At 49.9% G+C, this 22,049-nt stretch carries 24 protein-coding genes; 6 read left to right on the top strand and 18 right to left on the bottom strand.

Going from position 1 to position 22,049, the window contains the following annotated elements:
• The first annotated feature begins 57 nt into the window (after positions 1-57).
• A complete protein-coding gene (gene cspE / locus DY231_RS16990; protein WP_004100146.1) occupies positions 58-267 on the top strand; it encodes a transcription antiterminator/RNA stability regulator CspE in 210 nt (69 codons plus the stop codon).
• A 212-nt stretch (positions 268-479) separates the two neighbouring features.
• Here cspE and crcB read toward each other — a convergent pair whose 3' ends face one another.
• The gene (gene crcB, locus DY231_RS16985; protein WP_115631874.1) at positions 480-863 is read right to left on the bottom strand and encodes a fluoride efflux transporter CrcB; all 384 of its coding nucleotides are present in this window, start codon (positions 861-863) and stop codon (positions 480-482) included.
• 103 nt (positions 864-966) lie between these two features.
• Here crcB and DY231_RS16980 point away from each other — a divergent pair, with 103 nt between their 5' ends.
• Positions 967-1,755, top strand: coding sequence for a deaminated glutathione amidase (locus DY231_RS16980; protein ID WP_115630182.1), 789 nt, complete (start codon positions 967-969; stop codon positions 1,753-1,755).
• A gap of 128 nt (positions 1,756-1,883) precedes the next feature.
• A complete protein-coding gene (gene tatE / locus DY231_RS16975; protein ID WP_115630180.1) occupies positions 1,884-2,087 on the top strand; it encodes a twin-arginine translocase subunit TatE in 204 nt (67 codons plus the stop codon).
• 98 nt (positions 2,088-2,185) lie between these two features.
• Here the strand turns inward: tatE and lipA are convergent, their stop codons facing one another.
• From lipA to DY231_RS16920, 11 genes are all read right to left on the bottom strand, one after another.
• Positions 2,186-3,151, bottom strand: a complete 966-nt coding sequence (gene lipA, locus DY231_RS16970; protein WP_115630178.1) for a lipoyl synthase — start codon at positions 3,149-3,151, stop codon at positions 2,186-2,188.
• Positions 3,152-3,374: 223 nt separating this feature from the next.
• Positions 3,375-4,298 (bottom strand): YbeF family transcriptional regulator, encoded by a 924-nt coding sequence (locus DY231_RS16965; RefSeq protein ID WP_256682675.1) that lies wholly within the window; start codon positions 4,296-4,298, stop codon positions 3,375-3,377.
• Between the two features lie 175 nt (positions 4,299-4,473).
• Complete coding sequence (gene lipB, locus DY231_RS16960) at positions 4,474-5,115, bottom strand: lipoyl(octanoyl) transferase LipB (protein WP_115630174.1); 642 nt, start codon at positions 5,113-5,115, stop codon at positions 4,474-4,476.
• Between the two features lie 75 nt (positions 5,116-5,190).
• Complete coding sequence (ybeD, locus tag DY231_RS16955) at positions 5,191-5,454, bottom strand: DUF493 family protein YbeD (RefSeq protein ID WP_034493985.1); 264 nt, start codon at positions 5,452-5,454, stop codon at positions 5,191-5,193.
• Positions 5,455-5,560: 106 nt separating this feature from the next.
• Positions 5,561-6,772 carry a D-alanyl-D-alanine carboxypeptidase DacA gene (gene dacA / locus DY231_RS16950; protein WP_034493987.1) on the bottom strand — a complete coding sequence of 404 codons (1,212 nt, stop codon included), beginning with the start codon at positions 6,770-6,772 and terminating at the stop codon, positions 5,561-5,563.
• Positions 6,773-6,915: 143 nt separating this feature from the next.
• Positions 6,916-8,043 carry an endolytic peptidoglycan transglycosylase RlpA gene (rlpA, locus tag DY231_RS16945; protein WP_115630172.1) on the bottom strand — a complete coding sequence of 376 codons (1,128 nt, stop codon included), beginning with the start codon at positions 8,041-8,043 and terminating at the stop codon, positions 6,916-6,918.
• A 16-nt stretch (positions 8,044-8,059) separates the two neighbouring features.
• Positions 8,060-9,172 carry a peptidoglycan glycosyltransferase MrdB gene (mrdB, locus tag DY231_RS16940; protein ID WP_034493991.1) on the bottom strand — a complete coding sequence of 371 codons (1,113 nt, stop codon included), beginning with the start codon at positions 9,170-9,172 and terminating at the stop codon, positions 8,060-8,062.
• Between the two features lie 2 nt (positions 9,173-9,174).
• Positions 9,175-11,076: a peptidoglycan DD-transpeptidase MrdA gene (gene mrdA, locus DY231_RS16935; protein ID WP_115630170.1), complete on the bottom strand. Its 1,902-nt coding sequence runs from the start codon at positions 11,074-11,076 to the stop codon at positions 9,175-9,177.
• Positions 11,077-11,103: 27 nt separating this feature from the next.
• Positions 11,104-11,574: a 23S rRNA (pseudouridine(1915)-N(3))-methyltransferase RlmH gene (gene rlmH / locus DY231_RS16930; protein WP_034456714.1), complete on the bottom strand. Its 471-nt coding sequence runs from the start codon at positions 11,572-11,574 to the stop codon at positions 11,104-11,106.
• A 3-nt stretch (positions 11,575-11,577) separates the two neighbouring features.
• On the bottom strand, positions 11,578-11,895 hold the full coding sequence (gene rsfS, locus DY231_RS16925; RefSeq protein WP_034493995.1) for a ribosome silencing factor: 318 nt from the start codon (positions 11,893-11,895) through the stop codon (positions 11,578-11,580).
• A 254-nt stretch (positions 11,896-12,149) separates the two neighbouring features.
• The gene (locus tag DY231_RS16920) at positions 12,150-12,761 is read right to left on the bottom strand and encodes an adenosylcobalamin/alpha-ribazole phosphatase (protein WP_115630168.1); all 612 of its coding nucleotides are present in this window, start codon (positions 12,759-12,761) and stop codon (positions 12,150-12,152) included.
• Positions 12,762-12,829: 68 nt separating this feature from the next.
• Between DY231_RS16920 and cobD the strand changes: the two genes are divergently transcribed.
• Positions 12,830-13,924, top strand: a complete 1,095-nt coding sequence (gene cobD / locus DY231_RS16915; RefSeq protein ID WP_115630166.1) for a threonine-phosphate decarboxylase CobD — start codon at positions 12,830-12,832, stop codon at positions 13,922-13,924.
• On the opposite strand, the gene nadD is transcribed toward cobD, so the two are convergent.
• Genes nadD through leuS form a run of 4 tightly spaced genes read right to left on the bottom strand, consistent with a single transcriptional unit; the run spans position 13,896 to position 18,784 of the window.
• Positions 13,896-14,549 carry a nicotinate-nucleotide adenylyltransferase gene (nadD, locus tag DY231_RS16910; RefSeq protein ID WP_115630164.1) on the bottom strand — a complete coding sequence of 218 codons (654 nt, stop codon included), beginning with the start codon at positions 14,547-14,549 and terminating at the stop codon, positions 13,896-13,898. The genes cobD and nadD overlap by 29 nt on opposite strands.
• A complete protein-coding gene (holA, locus tag DY231_RS16905; protein ID WP_115630162.1) occupies positions 14,542-15,573 on the bottom strand; it encodes a DNA polymerase III subunit delta in 1,032 nt (343 codons plus the stop codon). The genes nadD and holA overlap by 8 nt, the downstream gene beginning before the upstream one ends.
• A complete protein-coding gene (gene lptE, locus DY231_RS16900; protein ID WP_115630160.1) occupies positions 15,570-16,187 on the bottom strand; it encodes an LPS assembly lipoprotein LptE in 618 nt (205 codons plus the stop codon). The genes holA and lptE overlap by 4 nt, the downstream gene beginning before the upstream one ends.
• 14 nt (positions 16,188-16,201) lie before the next feature.
• Positions 16,202-18,784, bottom strand: coding sequence for a leucine--tRNA ligase (leuS, locus tag DY231_RS16895; RefSeq protein ID WP_115630158.1), 2,583 nt, complete (start codon positions 18,782-18,784; stop codon positions 16,202-16,204).
• Positions 18,785-19,034: 250 nt separating this feature from the next.
• Between leuS and DY231_RS16890 the strand changes: the two genes are divergently transcribed.
• Both DY231_RS16890 and dctP read left to right on the top strand, forming a co-directional pair.
• Entirely contained in the window at positions 19,035-19,517 is a 483-nt protein-coding gene (locus DY231_RS16890; protein WP_034494009.1) for a zinc ribbon-containing protein, read from the top strand.
• A gap of 27 nt (positions 19,518-19,544) precedes the next feature.
• Entirely contained in the window at positions 19,545-20,591 is a 1,047-nt protein-coding gene (gene dctP / locus DY231_RS16885; protein ID WP_115630156.1) for a TRAP transporter substrate-binding protein DctP, read from the top strand.
• 57 nt (positions 20,592-20,648) lie between these two features.
• Here dctP and DY231_RS16880 read toward each other — a convergent pair whose 3' ends face one another.
• Together DY231_RS16880 and gltK are read right to left on the bottom strand one after the other, a co-directional pair.
• Entirely contained in the window at positions 20,649-21,374 is a 726-nt protein-coding gene (locus tag DY231_RS16880; protein ID WP_034494013.1) for an amino acid ABC transporter ATP-binding protein, read from the bottom strand.
• Complete coding sequence (gene gltK / locus DY231_RS16875; RefSeq protein ID WP_034494015.1) at positions 21,374-22,048, bottom strand: glutamate/aspartate ABC transporter permease GltK; 675 nt, start codon at positions 22,046-22,048, stop codon at positions 21,374-21,376. Before gltK ends, DY231_RS16880 begins: the two co-directional genes overlap by 1 nt.
• Between the last annotated feature and the right edge of the window lies 1 nt (position 22,049).

The raw sequence follows: 22,049 nt of genomic DNA, 5'->3' as shown, positions 1-22,049 counted from the left end.
TGGTGTACTGATGTCCGACACAGCATTTGTGTCGTTTTTCATGTAAAGGTAATTTAGATGTCTAAGATTAAAGGTAACGTTAAGTGGTTTAACGAGTCAAAAGGCTTTGGCTTCATTACTCCGGAAGATGGTAGCAAAGACGTGTTCGTACACTTCTCTGCAATCCAGAGCAATGGTTTCAAAACCCTGGCTGAAGGTCAGCGCGTTGAGTTTGAAATCACTAACGGTGCCAAAGGCCCATCTGCTGCAAACGTAATGCCTATCTAAGGCTTTACCAGTAGAATATAAAAACCCGCTAAGGCGGGTTTTTTTTGTTTTAAATTCAGGAAAATAGATAAATTTTCACAAAGCACATCACGATCAGCGTGCTCATCAGCACAGCTGTCCACCCTGCAACACGTTCTTTCATCATTCTGCCCCACGCTAATTTTCAACCAGAGTGGCAGACATAAATTAAGCTAACCTTAACGCGAGGTTAATTATTGGCCGTATGTAAGAGAAACTATCCAAAATGCGAGAGCGGTCATGGTGAGTGAGCCTGCGAGATTCAGCAGTATGTTTAGCGCGGCCCATGCAAGTCGACCATCCTGAAGTAAGAAAACCACTTCTGCGGAGAAAGTCGAAAAGGTGGTCAAACCACCACAAAAGCCGGTGGTGATTAACAATTTCCAGACGGGATCGAGGTGTGTCATGCGGGTAAACAGCGCCAGACCCAGTCCGATAATAAACGCGCCCACCAGGTTTGCGGTCAATGTTCCAATCGGAAGGGCAGCATGCACAGGGTTGAGTCTCATACTCAAAAGCCAGCGCACAACGCTCCCCGTTCCGCCGCCAATGAATACGGCTAATAGCATTTGCAACACAGTCGTTTCCTGTTCGTTCTTATTAAAGTGTATGAGTGTAACGTCAGCACGGAAAGTTTCACACTGGGTATAATGATTTATTCGCAGCCTGGAGAGAAACCACATGAAAGTTGCAATAGGGCAATTTGCCGTGAGTCACCTTTGGCAGGAAAACGTGCAAACATGTCTTCACTATATGCACACAGCTCATGCTGATGGGGCAGATTTACTTGTTTTGCCTGAGGCGATACTGGCGCGTGACGATAATGACCCGGATTTGTCGGTGAAATCCGCGCAGGCAGTCCATCATGAGTTTATTCAGCCACTTTGCGAGCAAAGCCGCAGTAATCAATTGACGACGATTCTGACTCTGCACGTCAAAACGACAGCAGGGCGTGCTGCGAACACCTTACTGGCGATTCGCGAGGGCGAAGTCATTGCCCGTTATCAGAAACTTCATCTTTATGATGCGTTTAATGTGCAGGAATCGCGTCTTGTTGATGCCGGTGATACGTTGCCACCATTGATTGAAGTTGCAGGATTTAAAGTGGGATTGATGACCTGCTACGATCTGCGTTTTCCAGAAATGGCATTAAGCCTGGCGTTGGCGGGGGCGGAGGTTTTAGTCCTGCCCGCAGCCTGGTTGCGAGGGCCGAATAAAGAAATGCACTGGTCAACGCTTCTGGCAGCACGTGCGCTCGATACAACATGCTATGTTGTGGCCTCAGGCGAGTGCGGCAACAAGAATATCGGGCACAGCCAAATTATTGATCCACTTGGTGTGGTGATGGCGGCTGCTAATCAGAGACCCGCGTTGATCTTTGCTGAACTGGAAAGGCAACATTTAAGTGAAGTACGGGCTATGTTGCCGGTGCTAAAAAATCGGCGTTTCGCTTTACCGCATTTGTTGTGAGTGATTTTTAACCTGATCTTGATCCAACTTGTTACAGGTTGCTATTGTAACGCACGAGAAAATGACCGTTAATTGTCTCAGTGTATTATTCGCCGTATTCACGGCACGCATGATTAAAGAAGGTTGTTATGGGCGAGATTAGTATTACAAAGTTGTTGGTTGTCGGTGCGCTGATTGTTTTGTTATTTGGCACCAAGAAGTTGCGCACCCTCGGTGGCGATCTTGGCGCGGCAATCAAAGGCTTTAAGAAAGCGATGAATGAAGACGAAACAGGTGCGAAGTCTGCCAATAATACTGATGCAGTCTCTGATCGTATTACGCATAAAGACTGATCAAAACACAGCTTTCGAACAGATATAAAAAAACCGGCATCTCAAATGCCGGTTTTTTTGTGTGAGCTGCAAATTAAAAGTAACGATTTGTTACATCGTTATTTTACTTCCATCCCTTTTGCCTGCAGATCTGCATGGTAAGAAGAGCGAACAAAAGGGCCACAAGCTGCGTGAGTGAAGCCCATCGCCAGCGCTTCAGCTTTCATCTCTTCAAACTCGTCAGGGCTGACATAACGCTGAACAGGTAAATGGTGACGGCTCGGCTGCAAATACTGCCCCAGCGTCAACATGGTGACGCCGTGGCGGCGTAAATCACGCATGACTTCTACGATTTCAGCATTCGTTTCGCCTAAACCGACCATCAAACCTGATTTAGTCGGGATATCCGGATGCGCTTCTTTAAAACGCTCCAGCAGCTTCAGCGACCAGTTATAGTCAGCGCCAGGACGAACCTTACGATAGATGCGCGGTACGTTTTCCAGGTTGTGGTTGAATACATCTGGTGGCGTAGCGGTCAGGATTTCCAGAGCTTTATCCATACGGCCACGGAAATCAGGGACTAAGGTTTCAATTTTAATGTTCGGGTTTTTTTCACGGATTGCGGTGATGCAATCGGCAAAGTGTTGAGCACCACCGTCGCGCAAATCATCACGGTCAACCGATGTGATAACCACATAGCGTAACGCCATGTCAGCGATAGTTTGACCAAGCTTGCCCGGTTCGTTGACATCGGGCGCGACAGGGCGACCATGAGCAACATCACAGAACGGGCAGCGACGGGTACAGATTGCGCCAAGAATCATAAAGGTCGCGGTGCCGTGGTTGAAACATTCTGCCAGGTTAGGGCAGGAAGCTTCTTCACACACGGAGTGCAGACCATTTTTGCGCATTGCCGCTTTGATACCCTGAATTCGGGTCGAATCAGATGGAAGTTTGATCTTCATCCATTCTGGTTTTCTTAACAGCTCCTGGCGCTCAGTCACCACGTTTTTAACCGGGATCAGAGCCATTTTATCGGCGTCGCGGTACTTAACGCCGCGCTCCATTACAATAGGTTTACTCATATCGTAGAAATTCCAGTTGCTAATAACGAATCAGGCTAATCGAATGTTTTATTTATCAACTATTTTTTAATAGCGCGCGCAGTATACCATCACTGGAGGGGATAAATCAGCCTGGCAAAGCCGTAAACGGGGAAAGAATTGTAAATGAGTTGTTGGTTTGTGCGCTTTTCTACGTTAACGAACAGTATGTCGACCTCATACCGGAAGGCGAGAGGTCGATTTCCTATGCTTGCTCAAACTCATCAATGATAGTGTCTATAACTTCCTGCAACACCGCATCACGCGAACTCAGTTTGTTGATATGCATGGTGGTTGTGACGGTAATCCTGGTAAAGGCTTCACATTCAACCTTCTGAAGCTCAAAGATGCGAGAGTACATTTCATAAATTTTCTTTGGCATGAAACCAATCAGATCACTGGTACTTAACATTGAAGCGATGGTTAAAAAATTATAACTGCTAAAGGTGATGTGGCGATTCGGTAAAGTCTCGTTAATTAATTGGCGTAAATCTATTAATAGATCATCCTGCATAATTAAAAAGCTGTAATTCACGTCATGAATATCACTACCTTTAACTATTGATGAGGCAGTAGGGTGATTCTGACGGCAAACAGCCACAAGTGAATCGGTATAAAGTTTATAGCTGCTAATACCAGGGCTGTGATGGGAACGCGTATCGATGGCGATATCAGCCTGAAATTGTGATAATTGACGCTCTGTTACAGGGACATTGCGAATAGTTAATTTAGGATTGACTTTCTGAATAGCGGAATAAATTCTGGGCATCAGCAGTGCGCCTACTGACGGGGTGCTCGCGATGGTAATGGTACGCTCTTTATCGTAGTTATTGTTAACATCTAACGCGCAAAGAATCGATTCAAACCCCTGGCTAATGTATTCATGCAAATGTGCCGCGTATGCGGTCGGCGTGACGCCTTGCCCTTTACGGATAAATAATGGGTCAGGAAACGTCGATCTCAGTTTTTGGATAGACTGGCTAATAGCGGAGGGTGTTAAATTCAACACCCTGGCTGCATTAACAATCCCTTTATGGATGTAGACGGCTTCGAAGACGGTCAACAAATTAAGATCGATATTGCGTAGTGCTTTGAATGTTGGGTAATTGTCTTCTTGATTTCTTTCCATGATGCAAAACTCCATAGCCAGGCAGATACCAGTCAAACTGAATATATATATTCAAATTTTGATTTATATTTATGTGGATGAAATTATACAAAATAAGAAATAAAGTAAAGCGGCGAAAAGAAACTTAGCATTTAATAACTGCATTTAAAAAATGCAGTCATAAAAATTATATATATTAAGCGGGGATATATTTGAATGGTGGATCATTCAATAATTCAATGAATTTATCGATAAGCAGTGGCTGAACATCACTCAGCGAAACTCCCGATCGTAACGAGCTGACCTGCGTCATTTCCAGACCAGCATAGCCGCAAGGGTTGATGCGTAAGAATGGGCTGAGATCCATATCGATATTCAATGCTAATCCGTGGAATGAGCAACCTTTGCGGATGCGCAAACCGAGCGAGCAAATTTTACGCCCGTCAACATAGACACCCGGAGCATCCGCGCGCGGATAAGCATCGATGTTTAATTCCGCGAGAGTGTTAACCACGGTTTGCTCAAGAATAGTCACCAGTTCCCGAACCCCGAGTTTACGGCGCTTGAGGTTGAGTAGCACGTACATGACTTGCTGGCCTGGCCCGTGATAAGTCACCTGGCCGCCTCTGTCGCTCTGAATGACGGGGATATCTCCGGGCACCAGAACATGTTCCGCTTTCCCTGCCTGACCCTGGGTAAATACGCGTTCATGCTCCACTAACCAGATTTCATCAAGAGTGGTTTCATTGCGGGTATCGGTGAATTCATGCATTGCCCGCGAAACAGGTTCGTAGGGTTGCAGGCCAAGTTGGCGGATTTGAATAGTATCTTGAGACAAAACATCGTCTCCGGCAGGTTGAAAAGTGAAGGGAATATATCACATGCCCGACCAGAAGGCCGGGCGCGGTGTGAATTACAGCACCATACGAACGATTTCGATGTTACCCAGTTCTTGATACAGGGTTTCAACTTGCTCGATATGGGTCGCATTAATGGTAATAGAGACAGAATGGTAGTTACCTTTGCTGCTCGGTTTTACCTGAGGGGTGTAGTCACCGGGTGCGTGGCGCTGCACCACCTCGACGACCAAATCAACCAGCTCAGGCTTCGCCAGACCCATCACTTTGTAAGTAAAGGAAGTCGGGAATTCGAGCAATTCTTTCAGATTGGTTTGCATGGTAGCTCCAGCGTTACGGCATTAAAAATAATAACTCCCGCAGAGCGGGAGTTGCTTTGATTCTTAGTATATGGGGATGGCTTGCACTCTTTCAAGTGTTCAATTATTAACCAAACCAATGATGGAACATCAATTTGATATAATCAATGATTCGGCTGAAGAAGTTACCCTCTGGCATTTCCTGAAGCACGACCAGCGGACGCTGTTCAATAGTCTTGCCATCCAGCTGGAAGTTGATGGTGCCGACCACCTGGTTTTTCTGCAAAGGAGCGTGCAGTTCAGTGGTGTTAAGCACATAGCTGGCTTTCAAATCTTTCATACGACCACGTGGGATCGTCAGGTAAACGTCTTTATCCACACCCAGCGATGCACGGTCATTGTCGCCAAACCAGGCGGGTTCTGAAGCAAATTCTTTACCGGCTTTCAGCGGAGATACAGTTTCAAAGAAACGGAAGCCCCAGGTCAGCAGTTTTTTACTTTCGGTTTCGCGGCCTTTGTAGGTGCGTCCGCCAAGTACAGCAGAAATCAGGCGCATTTGCCCTTCAGTTGCCGAAGCCACCAGGTTGTAACCCGCAGCGTCGGTATGACCGGTTTTGATGCCGTCAACTTGCAGACTGGTATCCCACAGCAAGCCGTTACGGTTTGTCTGGCGAATATTGTTAAAGGTAAATTCTTTTTCTTTATAGATAGAGTATTCGTTTGGCACATCGCGAATTAATGCCTGACCAATCAGGGCCATATCGCGCGCTGAGCTGTACTGACCTTCAGCATCCAGGCCGTGCACAGTCTGGAAGTGGGTGTTTTTCAGGCCAAGAGCGGAAACATAGCTGTTCATCAGGCCAACGAACGAATCCTGGCTACCCGCCACGAAATCGGCCATAGCCACGCAAGCATCGTTACCGGATTGCAGGTTGATACCACGAATCAACTGAGAGACAGGAACTTGCATACCTGGCTTCAGGAACATCAAAGAGGAGCCTTTAAACACCGGATTACCGGTCGCCCAGGCATCCTGTCCAACAGTCACAATCGAGCTTTCGTTAAATTTACCGGCTTTCATGGCCTGGCCGATGACGTAGCTGGTCATCATTTTGGTCAGGCTGGCAGGATCGCGGCGGGTGTCAGCGTTGGACTCAGCCAAAACCTTACCTGAGTTGTAATCAATCAGGATATACGCTTCTGCATCAATCTGCGGCACACCTGGAATCATAGTTTTGATATTCAGGTCGTCAGCGTGTGCGGCGGTTATTGCCGTAAGGGTCAGGGCCGTAGTAAGCGCCAGGCGTTTAACAAAACGAAAAGAAGGGGCTGTATTCATGATTAGAACAACGACATCCATGATGGGAATAAAAAAAGTGCCTTACTATAGCAAAAGCGGTTTTTACTGGCATCCGTCTTTGCGCATCATTTGTTAATGAAATTGACATTAACTGACGCAGAGAGGATGCCAGACACAACCGCTTACATAGCGGGTGCGTTAGTGATGAAGGATTGCTGTTGGGCTTCGCTCATCAGGCGTTGTTGAAGCGCGCTCGCTTCAGTTTTGCTGGTAAATGGCCCAAGCTGAACACGGTACATCGTCCCATTACTGGAAACCTTGCCCGGTACACCAAATTGCTGGCTCAGTTTCTGCTGCCATTGCGCGGCACGAGCCTGGTCGCTTACGGCACCGACTTGCACCACATAGCGTCCGGAGGCGGCTGCGGCTGGAGCGGCAGTTTGTACGCTACTTTGAACTGAAGCTGGTGCGGTAACAGGAGCGCTTTGCTGCACTGGTGTTGCGACCACCGCAGGGGCTGGCGCAGCTGCTGGCGGATCATTTTCAATTACGCCCGGAGCCAGTGGCGTTGCAGCACCTAAGAAGCCGCTACTGCTGACAGGCGCTCCCGTGGTGTCTTCGCTTTGCAAAGTGGAATTGCTAATGGCGCGAACATCACTCTGAGGCGCGTCAACGGGTGCGGATGTCGCACTTCCCATTCCGGTGTTTAAATCCGGACGAGCGGGCAGGGCGTAGGTTTGTTTCGCGATAGTGGTACATACGGTACCTGGCCCGGACATTGTTCCATCCTGCGCCACAATAATTGGATCGATACGTACTTTGGTGTTGTTGGAATTGTTCAGACGATCGGCGGCGGCGCGAGACAATGAAATCACACGGTCATTGCCGTATGGGCCACGGTCGTTGATGCGCACCACAAGCATGCGGCCATTCGCGAGGTTTGTGATTCGCGCATAGCTTGGAATAGGCAATGTAGGGTGCGCCGCGGTTAAGGCTGTTGGGTCGAAGGTTTCGCCAGAGGCTGTCAGGTTGCTACCCGGTTCGGCATCGTAAATCGCGGCAAGACCCGCCTGGCTGAAGTTCGCCGGGTTTTGCACGATTTTGTAGCTCTTACCGTTATTTTCGTAATCCTGGTTAACCGAAGGATTTAACGGTTCAAAGCGCGGGTCTGCGCCGCTTATTTCAACCACCGGGCCATTACACACCGCCGGTTGTGGTTGCTGGTTTACCTGCTGTTGGTTGCCGTCATCAGACGAGCAGCCAGCCAGTATTGCAGCCACTACACAGATCCCAAGCCAACGCTTAACCATTACGCACCTCATCCACTTACACGCTTTTTGATAACATTTTTCTGTGGGTATGTATCGACATCACGATACCAAACCCAGCCATTAGAACGATTAAGGCCGAGCCACCGTAACTTACCAGCGGCAAAGGTACGCCGACCACCGGTAAGATACCACTAACCATGCCAATGTTAACAAACACATATACGAATAAAATCAACATTAGCCCACCAGCCATCACTCGGCCAAATGTGGTTTGCGCACGAGCCGCAATCACCAGGCCGCGCATAATCAGCAGCAGATAGAGCGCCAGTAACACCAGAACGCCTACCAGGCCGAGTTCTTCGGCAAGTACCGCAAAGATAAAGTCCGTATGGCGTTCGGGTAAAAATTCAAGTTGCGACTGCGTACCATGCAACCAACCTTTGCCGCGCAAACCACCAGACCCAATCGCAATTTTAGACTGAATAATGTGATAACCCGCGCCGAGTGGGTCAGTTTCGGGATCAAGTAGCATCATTACGCGTGCACGTTGGTAATCGTGCATCAGGAAGAACCACAAAATCGGAATGAAAGCGGCGACCAGTAAAACGGCAATACCGATTAGCTTCCAGCTCATACCCGACAAGAACAGCACAAACAGGCCGGATGCAGCGATAAGAATCGACGTACCTAAATCGGGCTGGGCGGCGACCAGCAGGGTCGGCATGAAAATGAGTATCAGCGCGATACCGGTATTTTTCAGCGTTGGAGGACAAACATCGCGGTTAATGAATCGCGCAACCATCAATGGCACCGCGATTTTGGCGATTTCAGATGGCTGAAAACGCACGATGCCGAGGTCTAGCCAGCGCTGTGCACCTTTGGATATCGCCCCAAACGCATCCACCGCTACCAGCAATATGATGCAGACGATGTACAGATACGGCGCCCAGCCCTCATAAACGCGAGGCGGAATCTGCGCCATTACGATCATCACGACCAGGCCCATCAGGATCTGGCCAATCTTACGCTCCATCATGTCCATATCCTGGCCACTGGCGCTCCAGATAACCAGCGCACTAAAGATAAGCAGCGCCAGGATGGTCACGAGGAAGATCGGGTCGATGTGGATTTTGTCCCAAAACGACTTTTTATTTGGATTATCAGTCATGGTTATTGATCCTCTGCACCTGCTGCTGCCGGCGCTTCAGTAGGCAGTACCGTATTGTCATCCCCGAGCATAATGTGGTCGAGGATTTGGCGCATGATGGTGCCTACAGCGGGGCCTGCACCGCCGTTTTCCAGAATCATGGTGACGGAAACCTTTGGATTATCGTAAGGGGCAAACGCGGTCATCAATTTATGATCGCGCAAGCGTTCAGCGATTTTGTGGGCGTTGTAGGTTTCGTTGGCTTTCAGACCAAAGACCTGCGCGGTCCCTGATTTCGCTGCGACTTTGTACGGTGCGTTGGCAAAGTATTTGTGCGCGGTGCCGTTCGGACGGTTGGCAACGCCGTACATGCCGTCTTTGGCAATTTCCCAGAAACCAGAGTGGATATCGCCCACCGGTGGCTGTACAGGTTGCTGCCATGGAACCTGCTTCCCATTCTCAACGGTGCTCATCAGGAAATGAGGAACACGAACGATGCCGTCGTTAATCAGGATCATCATCGCCTTGCTCATCTGAATCGGTGTTGCGGTCCAGTAACCCTGGCCGATACCCACAGGAATGGTGTCACCCTGATACCACGGCTTTTTAAAGCGTTTCAGCTTCCATTCGCGCGTCGGCATGTTACCGGCTCGTTCTTCAGAAAGATCGATACCCGTATAATGCCCGTAACCAAACTTGCGCATCCATTCGCCCATGCGGTCGATACCCATGTCATAGGCGACCTGGTAGAAGTAAGTATCCGCAGATTCTTCAAGCGCTTTGGTTACATTCAGGCGTCCGTGGCCCCATTTTTTCCAGTCACGATAGCGTTTCTCAGAACCGGGTAACTGCCACCAGCCGGGGTCAAACAGAGAGGTATTTTTGGTGATAACGCCCGCGCTCAATGCCGACACGGCCATATACGGTTTCACTGTCGAAGCCGGTGGGTAAACCCCTTGCGTCGCGCGGTTGATAAGCGGCGTATTCGGGTCGTTAAGCAAACCGGAATAGTCTTTGCTTGAGATACCGTCGACGAACAGGTTCGGGTTATAACTTGGCATTGAAACCAGCGCCAGAATGCCACCTGTACGCGGATCAGTCACTACGACTGCGGCACGGCTGCCCGCCAGTAAAGTTTCAATATAATTCTGTAGCTTAAGGTCGATAGTCAGATAAATATCGTGCCCGGCTTGCGGTGGCACTTCTTTAAGCTGACGAATCACGCGGCCACGGTTGTTGACTTCAACTTCCTCATAACCGGTTTGACCGTGCAGAACTTCTTCGTAATAGCGCTCGATACCCAGCTTACCAATGTCGTGCGTGGATGCGTAGTTCGCCAGTTTGCCGTCTTTATCCAGACGCTCAACGTCTTTATCGTTGATTTTGGAAACGTAGCCAATAACGTGGGTCAACGCCGAGCCGTACGGGTAGAAACGGCGTTTATAGCCTTTCACTTCAACGCCGGGGAAGCGGTACTGATTCACGGCAAAACGCGCAACCTGCACTTCTGTGAGGTTAGTTTTGACCGGAATGGAGGTAAAGCGATGGGAACGCGCGCGTTCTTTCTTAAAGTTAACAATATCTTCGTCGGTTAAATCTACCACCGAGCGCAGGGCTTCAAGCGTCGCCTGCACGTCATCCACCTTTTCCGGCATCATTTCCACCTGGTAGATGGTGCGATTGAGTGCCAGTGGTGTGCCATTGCGGTCGTAGATAATGCCGCGGCTAGGTGGGATTGGGACCAGTTTGATTCGGTTTTCGTTGGAACGAGTCTGGTAGTCGGTGTAACGGACGATTTGCAAATTATAAAGGTTGGCGACAAGCACACCGCTTAGCGCCAAAATACCAAGAAACGCGACTAACGCCCGGCGCACAAATAGCGCAGACTCAGCTGAATAGTCGCGAAAAGAATTCTGTAATTTCATCCGCAGCTTTGTTCTACCTGACGATATCTACTCACGGTGATAGGGATGGTTGGTCGTAATGCTCCACGCGCGGTACAGGCTTTCGGCAACCAGCACCCGCACTAAAGGGTGAGGCATTGTCAGATTCGAAAGCGACCAACTTTGTTCTGCGGCAGCTTTGCATGCCGGGGCAAGACCTTCCGGGCCGCCAATCAGCAGGCTGACATCTCGACCATCCTGTTTCCAACGTTCAAGCTGCACGGCAAGGTGCGGCGTATCCCAAGGTTGACCTGGGATATCCAGCGTGACAATACGGTTGCCCTTGCCGGCGGCAGCCAACATCATTTCGCCTTCTTTTTCGAGAATGCGTTTGATATCGGCATTTTTGCTACGTTTGCCCGCAGGAATTTCTACCAGTTCAAATGGCATATCCTTTGGAAAACGACGCAGGTACTCGGTAAAGCCGGTTTGTACCCAGTCAGGCATTTTAGTGCCGACTGCGACTAGTTGCAGCTTCACGTATTAACCCCAGAGCTTTTCCAGTTCGTACAGTTGACGGCTTTCTTCTTGCATCACATGAACGATAACTTCGCCAAGATCAACAACTACCCAGTCAGTCGCGTTAATGCCTTTCACACCCAGCGCATCAAAACCTGCTTTGCGGGATGATTCTACGACGTGTTCTGCGATAGACATAACGTGGCGGTTAGAAGTACCGGTACAGATAATCATGCAATCAGTGATGCTTGATTTACCCTGAACATCCAGAGCAACGATGTCCTGGCCTTTGAGGTCGTCGATTTTATCGACGATGAAATCTTGAAATTCTTTACCCTGCAAGTGTTCCCCCTGGGAGAAGTAGAGTGTGTTCGATGGTGCCCGCATAAAAACCCATTGAATGGGGCAGTTTTACTGATTAGTCGGCAATGCGGCGCTCAAAGCGGGGTATCATCCCACCGAGTGGCCTGGTTTGCATCGCCATTTTTGTAAAACTATTTTGGAAAGTCATGCTTGCGGGCAGGAAATTATGGCAGCGGAGCATAACAGCCTGGACTGTAGTGTCAATGGTTGACGATAACTGTAACGCATTCAACTCACGATGACGGGTAATAAACAGCACGATTATTAAGGGTTCTGAGTGTCGTGAAGCTGTCGTTAATCTCTATGCAGCTCCATGCTCCTTGCTCAATGACAAAATGCCACAGGGAGGCAGGAGGCATGTTGAGCAACGTCGCGATAAACAAACTTAGCACGCCCTGATGGCTCACAATCAGAACATTCTCTTCTTTTGGCTGCACTAAAAGAGAGGAGGCGAATCCGCAAACACGCTGCGAGAAAAGCTGGAAACCTTCACCGTTATTCGGCACCACGTTCTGCCAGTCATTGCACCAGGCGGCGTAGTTTTCTGCATCCCGGCGCTGTAAATCACGATGGTGGCGCATTTCCCAATCGCCAAAATTCATCTCATTAAGTCGAGGTTCGGTAATGACGGCGAGTTCGCGCTGCTGGAGAATTAACTGAGTCGTGTGTTGCGCACGGCTTAGTTCACTGCAAAGCACTTTATCGAACGCAATATCATTTAACATATTGCCGACGGCTTCAGCCTGCGAGATGCCTCTTTCCGTCAGCGGAGTTTCGGAAATACCGCTGTATAAACCCTGTAAATTTGCCTGGGTTTGCCCATGGCGCACTAACCATAATTTCATCTCATCCTCCGCAGGCATCAGTGTATCATTGCGTTTCTTGTTTTGAGGTCAGTTTTATTGGGGGAAGTATGGCGTTGAGTAGCCAGCACGGTGGCAATATTATAGAAGCGGCTGCCGCGATTGGCGTGGATGCAAACTCGCTGACTGACTTTAGCGCGAATATCAATCCGTTAGGTATGCCTGATTCCTTAAAACGGGCGATTACCGAAAACCTGGCATTGGCTGAGCGCTACCCCGACGTTGAGTACCGTGCTCTGCATCAGGCGTTGGCTCATCATCATAAAATTCCGACAGAATGGGTGCTGGCAGGAAATGGTGAAACGGAGCTGATTTTTAATCTGGTTCAGCAACTTTCTCCGCGCACAGCATTATTGTTGACGCCCGGATTTGCCGAATATCGCCGTGCGTTAACTCGGGTCGGCTGTAAGATAGTCGATTTTCAGCTTTCTGAAGAACAGGGCTGGCAACCTGATGAATCCTTACTCAGCGCATTGACGCCCGATCTCGATTGCCTGTTTCTGTGCACGCCTAATAACCCGACCGGACTTTTGCTCGATAACGTTTTGCTTCTGGCTATCGCGCAGCGTTGCCGTGAAAACAGTATTGCGCTGATCGTAGACGAAGCCTTTCTCGATTTTTTGCCTGATGAAGCTGGTTTAATTCCCCGGCTTTCAAGCTTCCCTCAGCTTTATGTTTTGCGTTCGCTCACCAAATTCTTTGCCATCGCCGGGCTGCGTCTTGGCTATCTGGTCAGCGCGGATACCGCAACAGTTGGGCGGATTCGTGCACTCAGAGAACCCTGGACGATTAATGCGTTTGCCGCATTAGCCGGAGAAGTGATCCTCAACGATCGTGATTACATTGAGGCGAGTTATCGATGGTTGAGTGCTGAACAACCCCGGCTGTATCAAGGTTTGAGTGAATTACAGGGGATTACGGTCTGGCCGCCACGGGCGAATTATATCTTCCTGCGTTGCGATATTGACGGGTTAGAGTTGCAACGGGCGTTGCTGGAAAAGAATATTTTGATTCGCCATTGCGCAAATTACCCAGGTCTGGACGCTCGTTATTACCGAGTGGCGATTAAAAGCCAGTTGGATAACGACAAGTTACTGGATGCGTTGCGGCGCGTACTTATCGATAAAGCTGGTGCTGGCGAATAAATTCAGCCACGGCGGGCGGGAGGAGGTCATCGCAGGGAAGGTGCTGCTCCAGGCGCTGGCGAATGGCTGTCGCAGAAATATCCACCATTGGCGTCTGCGCGAGGTAAATTTTACCCGCAGGCTGGCTGTGGAGCTGTTCAACGGAGGTGGTCTGGTGTTCATCCAGCCATTGTTGTTCTCCGGGTGTCTTCATCGACAAAGAATATCCCGGACGCTGGCAAACTAATAAATGGCATAACGTCAGCAAAGTTTCCCAGCGGTGCCAGCGTTGCAGACTTAGCAACGAATCCTGACCCACAATAAATGCCAGCGGCTGCTTAGCGCCAATTTCTGCGCGCAGTTGTTCGAGCGTTTCTACCGTGTACGAGGGAGTTTCGCGCCGGAGTTCGCGATCATCGAGCCTGAACAGAGGATTTCCCTCGATGGCGAGTTCGACCATTTTTTTGCGCTGTTGGCTGTTTGCCAGCGGCTGCGGGCGATGTGGCGGTACGTTGTTTGGCATGATGGTCACTTGCTGTAACGCGACCTGTTTTGCCAGTGCTTCAACCGGTTTTAAATGCCCGTAATGAATGGGATCAAAAGTCCCGCCATACAGGGCAGATAAACGCGATTCATTGTTAGCCATCAATAAAAATTTCCGGCAAAGCTTTATGACAAAGCAGCAGGGAAAGCCCTTCAAGTTCCGCCCAGACGGATTGCCCGTAATCTTTTTTCAGCGTCATTTCGATTTGGCTGAGCAAGCGCACAGCCTGGAAAAGCTGCTCTGCCGACAAACGATTGAGTGCTTCGGTGACGAGTGCGCGACGGTTTTGCCATACACGTTGCTGATCAAATAAAGTCCGCAGCGGTGTATCCGCCGACTGGCGTTTAAGATTAACCAGTTGCAGCAATTCACGCTGGATAGTGCGCAGCAAAATGACCGGCTCACTGGCTTCGAGGCGCAGCTGTTGCAGGATATGCAACGCACGCTTACTTTTACCCGCAAGAATCGCATCTACCCAATGGAACGGGGTGAAATGCGCGGCATCATTAACGGCCTGCTCGACGCGAGGCAGTGTCAGCGTTCCATCCGGCCAAATTAATGACAGACGTTCCAATGCCTGTGACAGCGCCAGCAAGTTGCCTTCATAGCAGTAGCAAAGTAGCTGGTTTGCAGCCTCATCCAGATTCAGGTTCATCTGTTTGGCTCGTTGGGCAACCCAGCGCGGCAATTGTGCTTGTTCAGGCGTCTGACAGGTGACTATCACACTACGGTCAGCCAGTTTCGTCAGCCACGCGGCATTTTCCTGCGCTTTGGTGAATTTGTTACCACGCACCATCAGCAGAATGTCGTCGTGCAGCAGGGAAACCAGCATTTCGAGTTGCGTGTTAATCGCCGCGTTGGGACCATTTTCTGGCAACAACAGCAGGAGTGTTTGACGGCTGGCAAACAGGCTTAACGCCTGGCAGATCGAGAACAGATCTTGCCAGTCGGTACTGGCATCAATCTGAACGGTATGGTGTTCTTCAAAAGCCTGGGTGCTCGCCGTTTGACGAATAGCATCCTGGCTTTCCTGAAGTAATAGCGGATCGTTACCGAGCAGCAGATACGCCGCGCGCAGCCCTTCGTTGAGCTGCGCGTGGAGTTGTTCAGGGTACAACCGAATCATTTGTTACCAGAGGTGGCCGAAAGCGTTGCCGACGTACGCCCGGTGGATGTTGCAGGAGTTGAAGTTGTATCTTTAACCGGTTTTTCGGCCTCTTCAGTCTCAGCAACATCAGCCACGCGTACGCTCATCAGCTTACGGATCAGCTGTTGCGCTGCAGTGGTATACATCTCTTTGATAAGCAAATCTTGCTCAGCATCTTTTGCCAGAGCCGTCAGCGGGTTATCGAAGAATGATTTATATACCTTGGCACTGATCGGATAAATATCGTGGCCAGGGATCAACACTTGTGCTGAAACCGTCATGACCATTTGATACTCCGCAGTACGCCCATCCTGGAAGATAGATGCGGTATCCTGGCCAATCCCACTGCCCAGCAAACGCAGCGATGGAATATCCTTGCGAACACCCGTACCGGTATCTTCCACAATCGTGACGCCGTTCAGGCGTAACTGAGAGCGAACTTCACGTGCCAATGGGCCGTTGGGATCACCTGAGTTCAGGATCAAGGTTTTCATTTGATCCGGAACCTGCGTGCTACCACGCAGATGAAAACCACACCCGGCGGTGACAAGCACCGCCAAAGTAACTAACAAGCTGACAAAGGGATGTCGCACGGTTCCTCCTGCGCTTAGCCCACAACCAGATTGAGCAGTTTGCCCGGAACGTAAATCACTTTACGAACGGTCACACCCTCAAGATATTTCGCAACCAGATGTTCCTGACCTGCGCGCTCCTGCACTTGTTCCTGCGTAGCATCTGCTGGAACAGTGATTTTGCCGCGAACTTTACCATTCACTTGCACCACAACCAGCAGCGAGTCTTCAACCATTGCTGATTCATCAGCCTGCGGCCACGGTGCATTGTCGATATCGTCTTCACCACCCAGAGATTGCCACATATCGAAGCAAACGTGCGGGGTGAATGGATAAAGCATGCGTACGACTGCTAACAGAGCTTCGTTCAGCAATGCACGATCCTGATCGCCATCCTGCGGTGCTTTCGCCAGTTTGTTCATCAATTCCATGATGGCAGCGATAGCGGTGTTAAAGGTCTGACGACGACCGATATCATCGGTCACTTTTGCGATAGTTTTGTGAACATCGCGGCGCAATGCTTTTTGATCTTCGCTCAGTGCTGCAACGTCAAGCGTTGGAGAAGCACCACGGCTGGTGTGTTCATAAGCCAGTCTCCAGACACGTTTCAGGAAGCGGTTTGCCCCTTCAACGCCGGATTCTTGCCACTCCAGAGTCATATCAGCAGGTGATGCAAACATCATGAACAAGCGAACAGTATCGGCGCCGTAACGTTCAACCATGACCTGCGGGTCGATGCCGTTATTTTTCGACTTCGACATTTTGCTCATGCCAGCATAGACCAGTTCATTGCCCTGTGCGTCAGAGGCTTTGATAATACGGCCTTTCTCGTCACGTTCTACAATCGCATCAACCGGGGAAACCCAGTTACGCTCACCGTTAACACCGGTGTAATAGAACGCATCTGCCAGAACCATACCCTGACACAGCAGCTGTTTGGCAGGCTCGTTAGACGTCACCATACCTGCATCGCGCATCAGTTTGTGGAAGAAGCGGAAGTAGAGCAGGTGCATGATGGCGTGTTCGATACCACCAATGTAGATATCAACCGGCAGCCAGTAGTTTGCTGCTTTCGAGTCCAGCATGCCTTTGTCGTACTGCGGGCAGGTATAACGCGCGTAGTACCAGGAAGATTCCATAAAGGTATCGAAGGTATCGGTTTCACGCAGCGCAGGTTTGCCATCAACGGTGGTTTTAGCCCACTCAGGATCGGCTTTAATTGGGCTGGTGATGCCGTCCATGACAACATCTTCAGGCAGGATAACCGGCAGTTGATCCGCAGGCGTTGGCATTACGGTGCCGTCTTCCAGAGTCACCATTGGGATTGGCGCGCCCCAGTAACGCTGACGGGAAACACCCCAGTCGCGCAGACGATAGTTAACTTTACGCTCACCCACACCTTTAGCTGCCAGTTTATCGGCAATTGCGTTAAAGCCGCTCTGGAAGTCCAGACCGTCAAACTCGCCAGAGTTGAACAGCACGCCTTTTTCGGTCATTGCAGCAGCGGTCAGCTCCGGCTCGCTGCCGTCAGCATTCAGAATAACCGGTTTGATTTGCAGGCCGTATTTGGTCGCAAATTCCCAGTCGCGCTGGTCGTGGCCTGGAACAGCCATTACCGCGCCTGTGCCGTATTCCATCAAGACGAAGTTAGCGACCCAAACTGGAACAGCTTCGCCAGTCAATGGGTGAATGGCATTAACGCCAGTCGCTACGCCTTTCTTCTCCATGGTTGCCATTTCAGCTTCGGCAACTTTGGTGTTACGGCATTCATCAACGAATTCAGCCAGTTTAAGGTTGTTCAACGCCGCTTGTTGCGCGATTGGATGACCCGCAGCCACAGCCAGGTAGGTCACACCCATGAAGGTGTCCGGGCGCGTGGTGTAAACAGTCAGTTTTTCAGCACTGTTTTCAACGTCGAAAGTAATTTCAACGCCTTCAGAACGGCCAATCCAGTTACGTTGCATGGTTTTGACCTGATCAGGCCAATGGTCCAGCGTATCCAGATCGTTTAACAGTTCGTCTGCGTAGGCAGTGATTTTGATAAACCACTGTGGGATTTCTTTGCGCTCAACTTTGGAGTCACAACGCCAGCAGCATCCGTCGATAACCTGTTCGTTTGCCAGAACAGTCTGGTCATTCGGACACCAGTTCACCGCGGAGGTTTTTTTGTAAACCAGGCCTTTGTTGTACAGCTGAGTAAAGAATTGCTGTTCCCAACGGTAATATTCCGGGGTACAGGTCGCCAGCTCGCGGCTCCAGTCATAACCAAAGCCCAGCGTTTTGAGCTGGTTCTTCATGTAATTGATGTTGTCGTAAGTCCACGGCGCAGGTGCGGTGTTATTTTTTACCGCCGCCCCTTCAGCAGGCAGACCGAACGCATCCCAGCCAATTGGCTGCAGAACGTTTTTGCCCAGCATGCGCTGATAACGCGCGATAACGTCACCGATGGTGTAGTTACGAACGTGGCCCATGTGTAGTCGACCAGAAGGATAGGGGAGCATCGAGAGGCAGTAATACTTCTCTTTGCCTTCGTCTTCGGTTACTTCAAAAGTACGCTTCTCTTGCCAGTGAAGCTGTACGTTGGATTCTATCTCTTCCGGGCGATATTGCTCTTGCATGGCAGCCAGTGGTCCTGTGATGAAAGACAGCTACAGGTTGTAGCTTTAACTATTAATTTCAGATCGGCATAGCATAGCCGATAAGACAGCGGCAAAACAGCCTTTCGACAGCCTGTGTGGGCATTTCTCATTTGCAGTTATTTACCTTGCTTGTGGGCAAACTAACAAAGTGTCAGCCGATTAAGGTCTACTATTAGAGTAGGTTACACGACACTGAACGCAGGAATCTCTTCAAGGAGGCAGGCAGACGATGAACAAGGTTGCTCAATTTTACCGTGAACTGGTGGCCTCACTCACCGAACGGTTACGTAATGGAGAGCGCGATATTGACGAACTGGTCGCCAGCGCGCGTAAACGCATGAACGAAACCGGGGAGTTGACTCGTACCGAAGTTGATGAAGTAACGCGCGCAGTACGCCGTGATTTAGAAGAATTTGCTCGTAGTTACAATGAAAGCCAGGGTGAATTTACCGACAGCGTTTTTATGCGCGTCATTAAAGAGAGTCTGTGGCAGGAACTTGCTGATATCACCGACAAAACGCAGCTTGAGTGGCGTGAAGTTTTTCAGGATCTCAATCATCACGGTGTTTATCACAGCGGTGAAGTGGTGGGATTGGGGAACCTGGTCTGCGAAAACTGCCATTTCCATCTGGCGATTTATACCCCCGATGTGCTGCCCGTTTGCCCGAAATGTGGGCATAACCAATTCAGCCGTCGGCCATTCGAGCCTTAATTCTCACGAACCAGCGAAGGAACCGCAATGCAACGTCCGTTTCTGGCCAGAAAAATACTGGCCGCTTTCCTCACCACGCTGCTGATGCCAACGACGGTATCAGCAGTTCAAATCCTCAAATACTCCGATCACGAACCGCTGGGTGGAATGCGCACCAGCTTTATTAAAGATGTGTTTTTTGCCGAAATTGAGAAGGAATCCCAAGGCCGCCTGAAAGTTGACGCTCACTGGAACAGTGAACTGGCTCGTAGCTATGATGCTTTGGGCGTCGTAAAAGAAGGGAAGATTGCTGATATGGCAATCGTGGTGCCTGAATACACGCCGAAAGAATTCCCCTTGCAGCAAATATTCAAAAGCTTCCCCGTTGGGCCAACGGGCGCTCATCAGGTTGAATTTTTCCGCAAGGCGTACGACACCATTCCTGCCTTACAGGCGGAAGTTGCCCGGCAAAATGTGGTTAATCTGTTTTTGGCAACCGGCTATCCCGTTGCATTCTTTAGCACTAAACCGCTGAATAAACTCGACGATATTACCGGTCAAAAGTGGCGCTCGGCCAGCTTCTGGCACCAGGATTTCCTGAAAAATACGGGTGCTATTCCTGTCTCTATGCCGTGGGGCGAGGAGATTTATGAGGCGCTTAAAGCCGGAAGCCTGGATGGGCTAATGGTCAACGTAGACAGTGGATATGAACTCAACGTCCATAAAACGGCGCCAAATGTTTTGATCTCTAAAGATCTGTGGCTTGGGCACGTTTATCTTTTAGTGATGAATAAAGATACGTGGAACAAGCTTGCCGACGAGGATAAACAAGCGATTCAGCGAGCAGCGTTCAAAGCTTATCAAACCCTGGGCTCGGTAATGGACAGCAGTTTTGACAGTATGGTGAGTGAACTTGCTCACAATGGCGTGAAGATCCGTCAACTGAGTTCAACTGAAGTCGCTCATTGGGAGAGTGCAACCCAATACCAGCAAGTGCAGGAAAAGTGGGTTAAAGAACAAGAGAGCAAGGGCGTGAAAGAGGCTGGTCCGACGATGGATAAAGTCACTGTGCTACTGAAAGAATCGATGAAATAAAGGTGCTTTACGCAATGCCTGCACAATCACAAAAGGGTTGTGCAGGCATTTATATTATTAGTGCAGGATTTTCGCCAGGAAGTCTTTCGCACGTTCGGACTGTGGATTATTGAAGAAATCCTCTTTGTTAGAGTCTTCGACGATTTTCCCTTCATCCATAAAGATCACGCGGTTCGCCACTTTACGGGCAAAGCCCATCTCGTGCGTCACCACCATCATTGTCATCCCTTCGTGTGCCAGCTCCACCATAACGTCCAACACTTCGTTGATCATCTCAGGGTCAAGTGCCGAGGTCGGTTCATCAAACAGCATCGCTACCGGGTCCATACACAGCGCACGCGCAATGGCCACACGCTGCTGCTGGCCGCCGGACAGCTGTGCCGGGAACTTATCGGCATGAGCCGTCAGCCCAACGCGCTCCAGCAGTTTCAGACCTTTTTTACGCGATTCATCTTTGTTGCGCTTCAGCACTTTCACCTGCGCTAACGTCAGGTTTTCAATAATCGACAGATGCGGGAACAGCTCAAAGTGTTGGAACACCATACCGACGTGCGAGCGTAACTCAGCCAGATTGGTTTTCTTATTATTCACCTGGGTGCCGTTCACCACAATTTCGCCTTTCTGCACAGGCTCCAGCCCATTCACAGTTTTAATCAGCGTTGATTTACCCGAGCCAGAAGGCCCGCAAACCACTACGACTTCGCCTTTTTTCACTTCGGTTGAGCAGTCGGTTAGCACCTGAAAGTGGCCATACCATTTAGAAACATTTTTCAGGGAGATCATTACACTGTCCTTTTCTTCAAATAGCTGACCAAAAGCGAAGCGCTCAAACTGATTGCGAAATACACGGCACCGGCGAACAAGATCATTTCAACCTGGGTTCCGTCGCGCTCGCCAATCGTCGATGCGGTACGGAAGAAATCAGCCAGACTCAACACATAAACCAGCGACGTATCCTGGAACAGTACGATGCCTTGAGTTAACAGCAACGGCACCATGGCGCGGAATGCTTGCGGCAGGATGATCAATTTCATTGACTGCCAGTGCGTCATCCCCAAAGCCAGCGCGGCGTTGGACTGCCCACGCGAAACGCTCTGAATACCCGCGCGGATAATCTCTGAATAGTAAGCGGCTTCAAACATAGAAAACGCCACCATCGCGGAAATTAAGCGAATGTCGGTTTGAGGTGAAAGCCCCAATACTTTCTGCAAGAATCCAGGCACCACCAGGTAGAACCACAGCAGAACCATGACGAGTGGAATAGAACGGAAAACGTTGACGTACGCACTGGCAAACCAGGCTACTGGCTTAATCGGCGACAGGCGCATCACCGCGAGAAGCGTTCCCCACACAATACCGAAGATAACCGCCGTCACCGTGATTTTCAGGGTGATGATCAGCCCCTGCATCAGGTAAGGCATGGCGGGAAGAATGGACGTCCAGTCAAAATCGTACATT

It is taken from the genome of Buttiauxella agrestis (assembly GCF_900446255.1).
Lineage (GTDB): Bacteria > Pseudomonadota > Gammaproteobacteria > Enterobacterales > Enterobacteriaceae > Buttiauxella > Buttiauxella agrestis.
The sequence above is the reverse complement of the archived record's forward strand: the minus strand, read 5'-3'. Positions and strand labels throughout refer to the sequence as shown.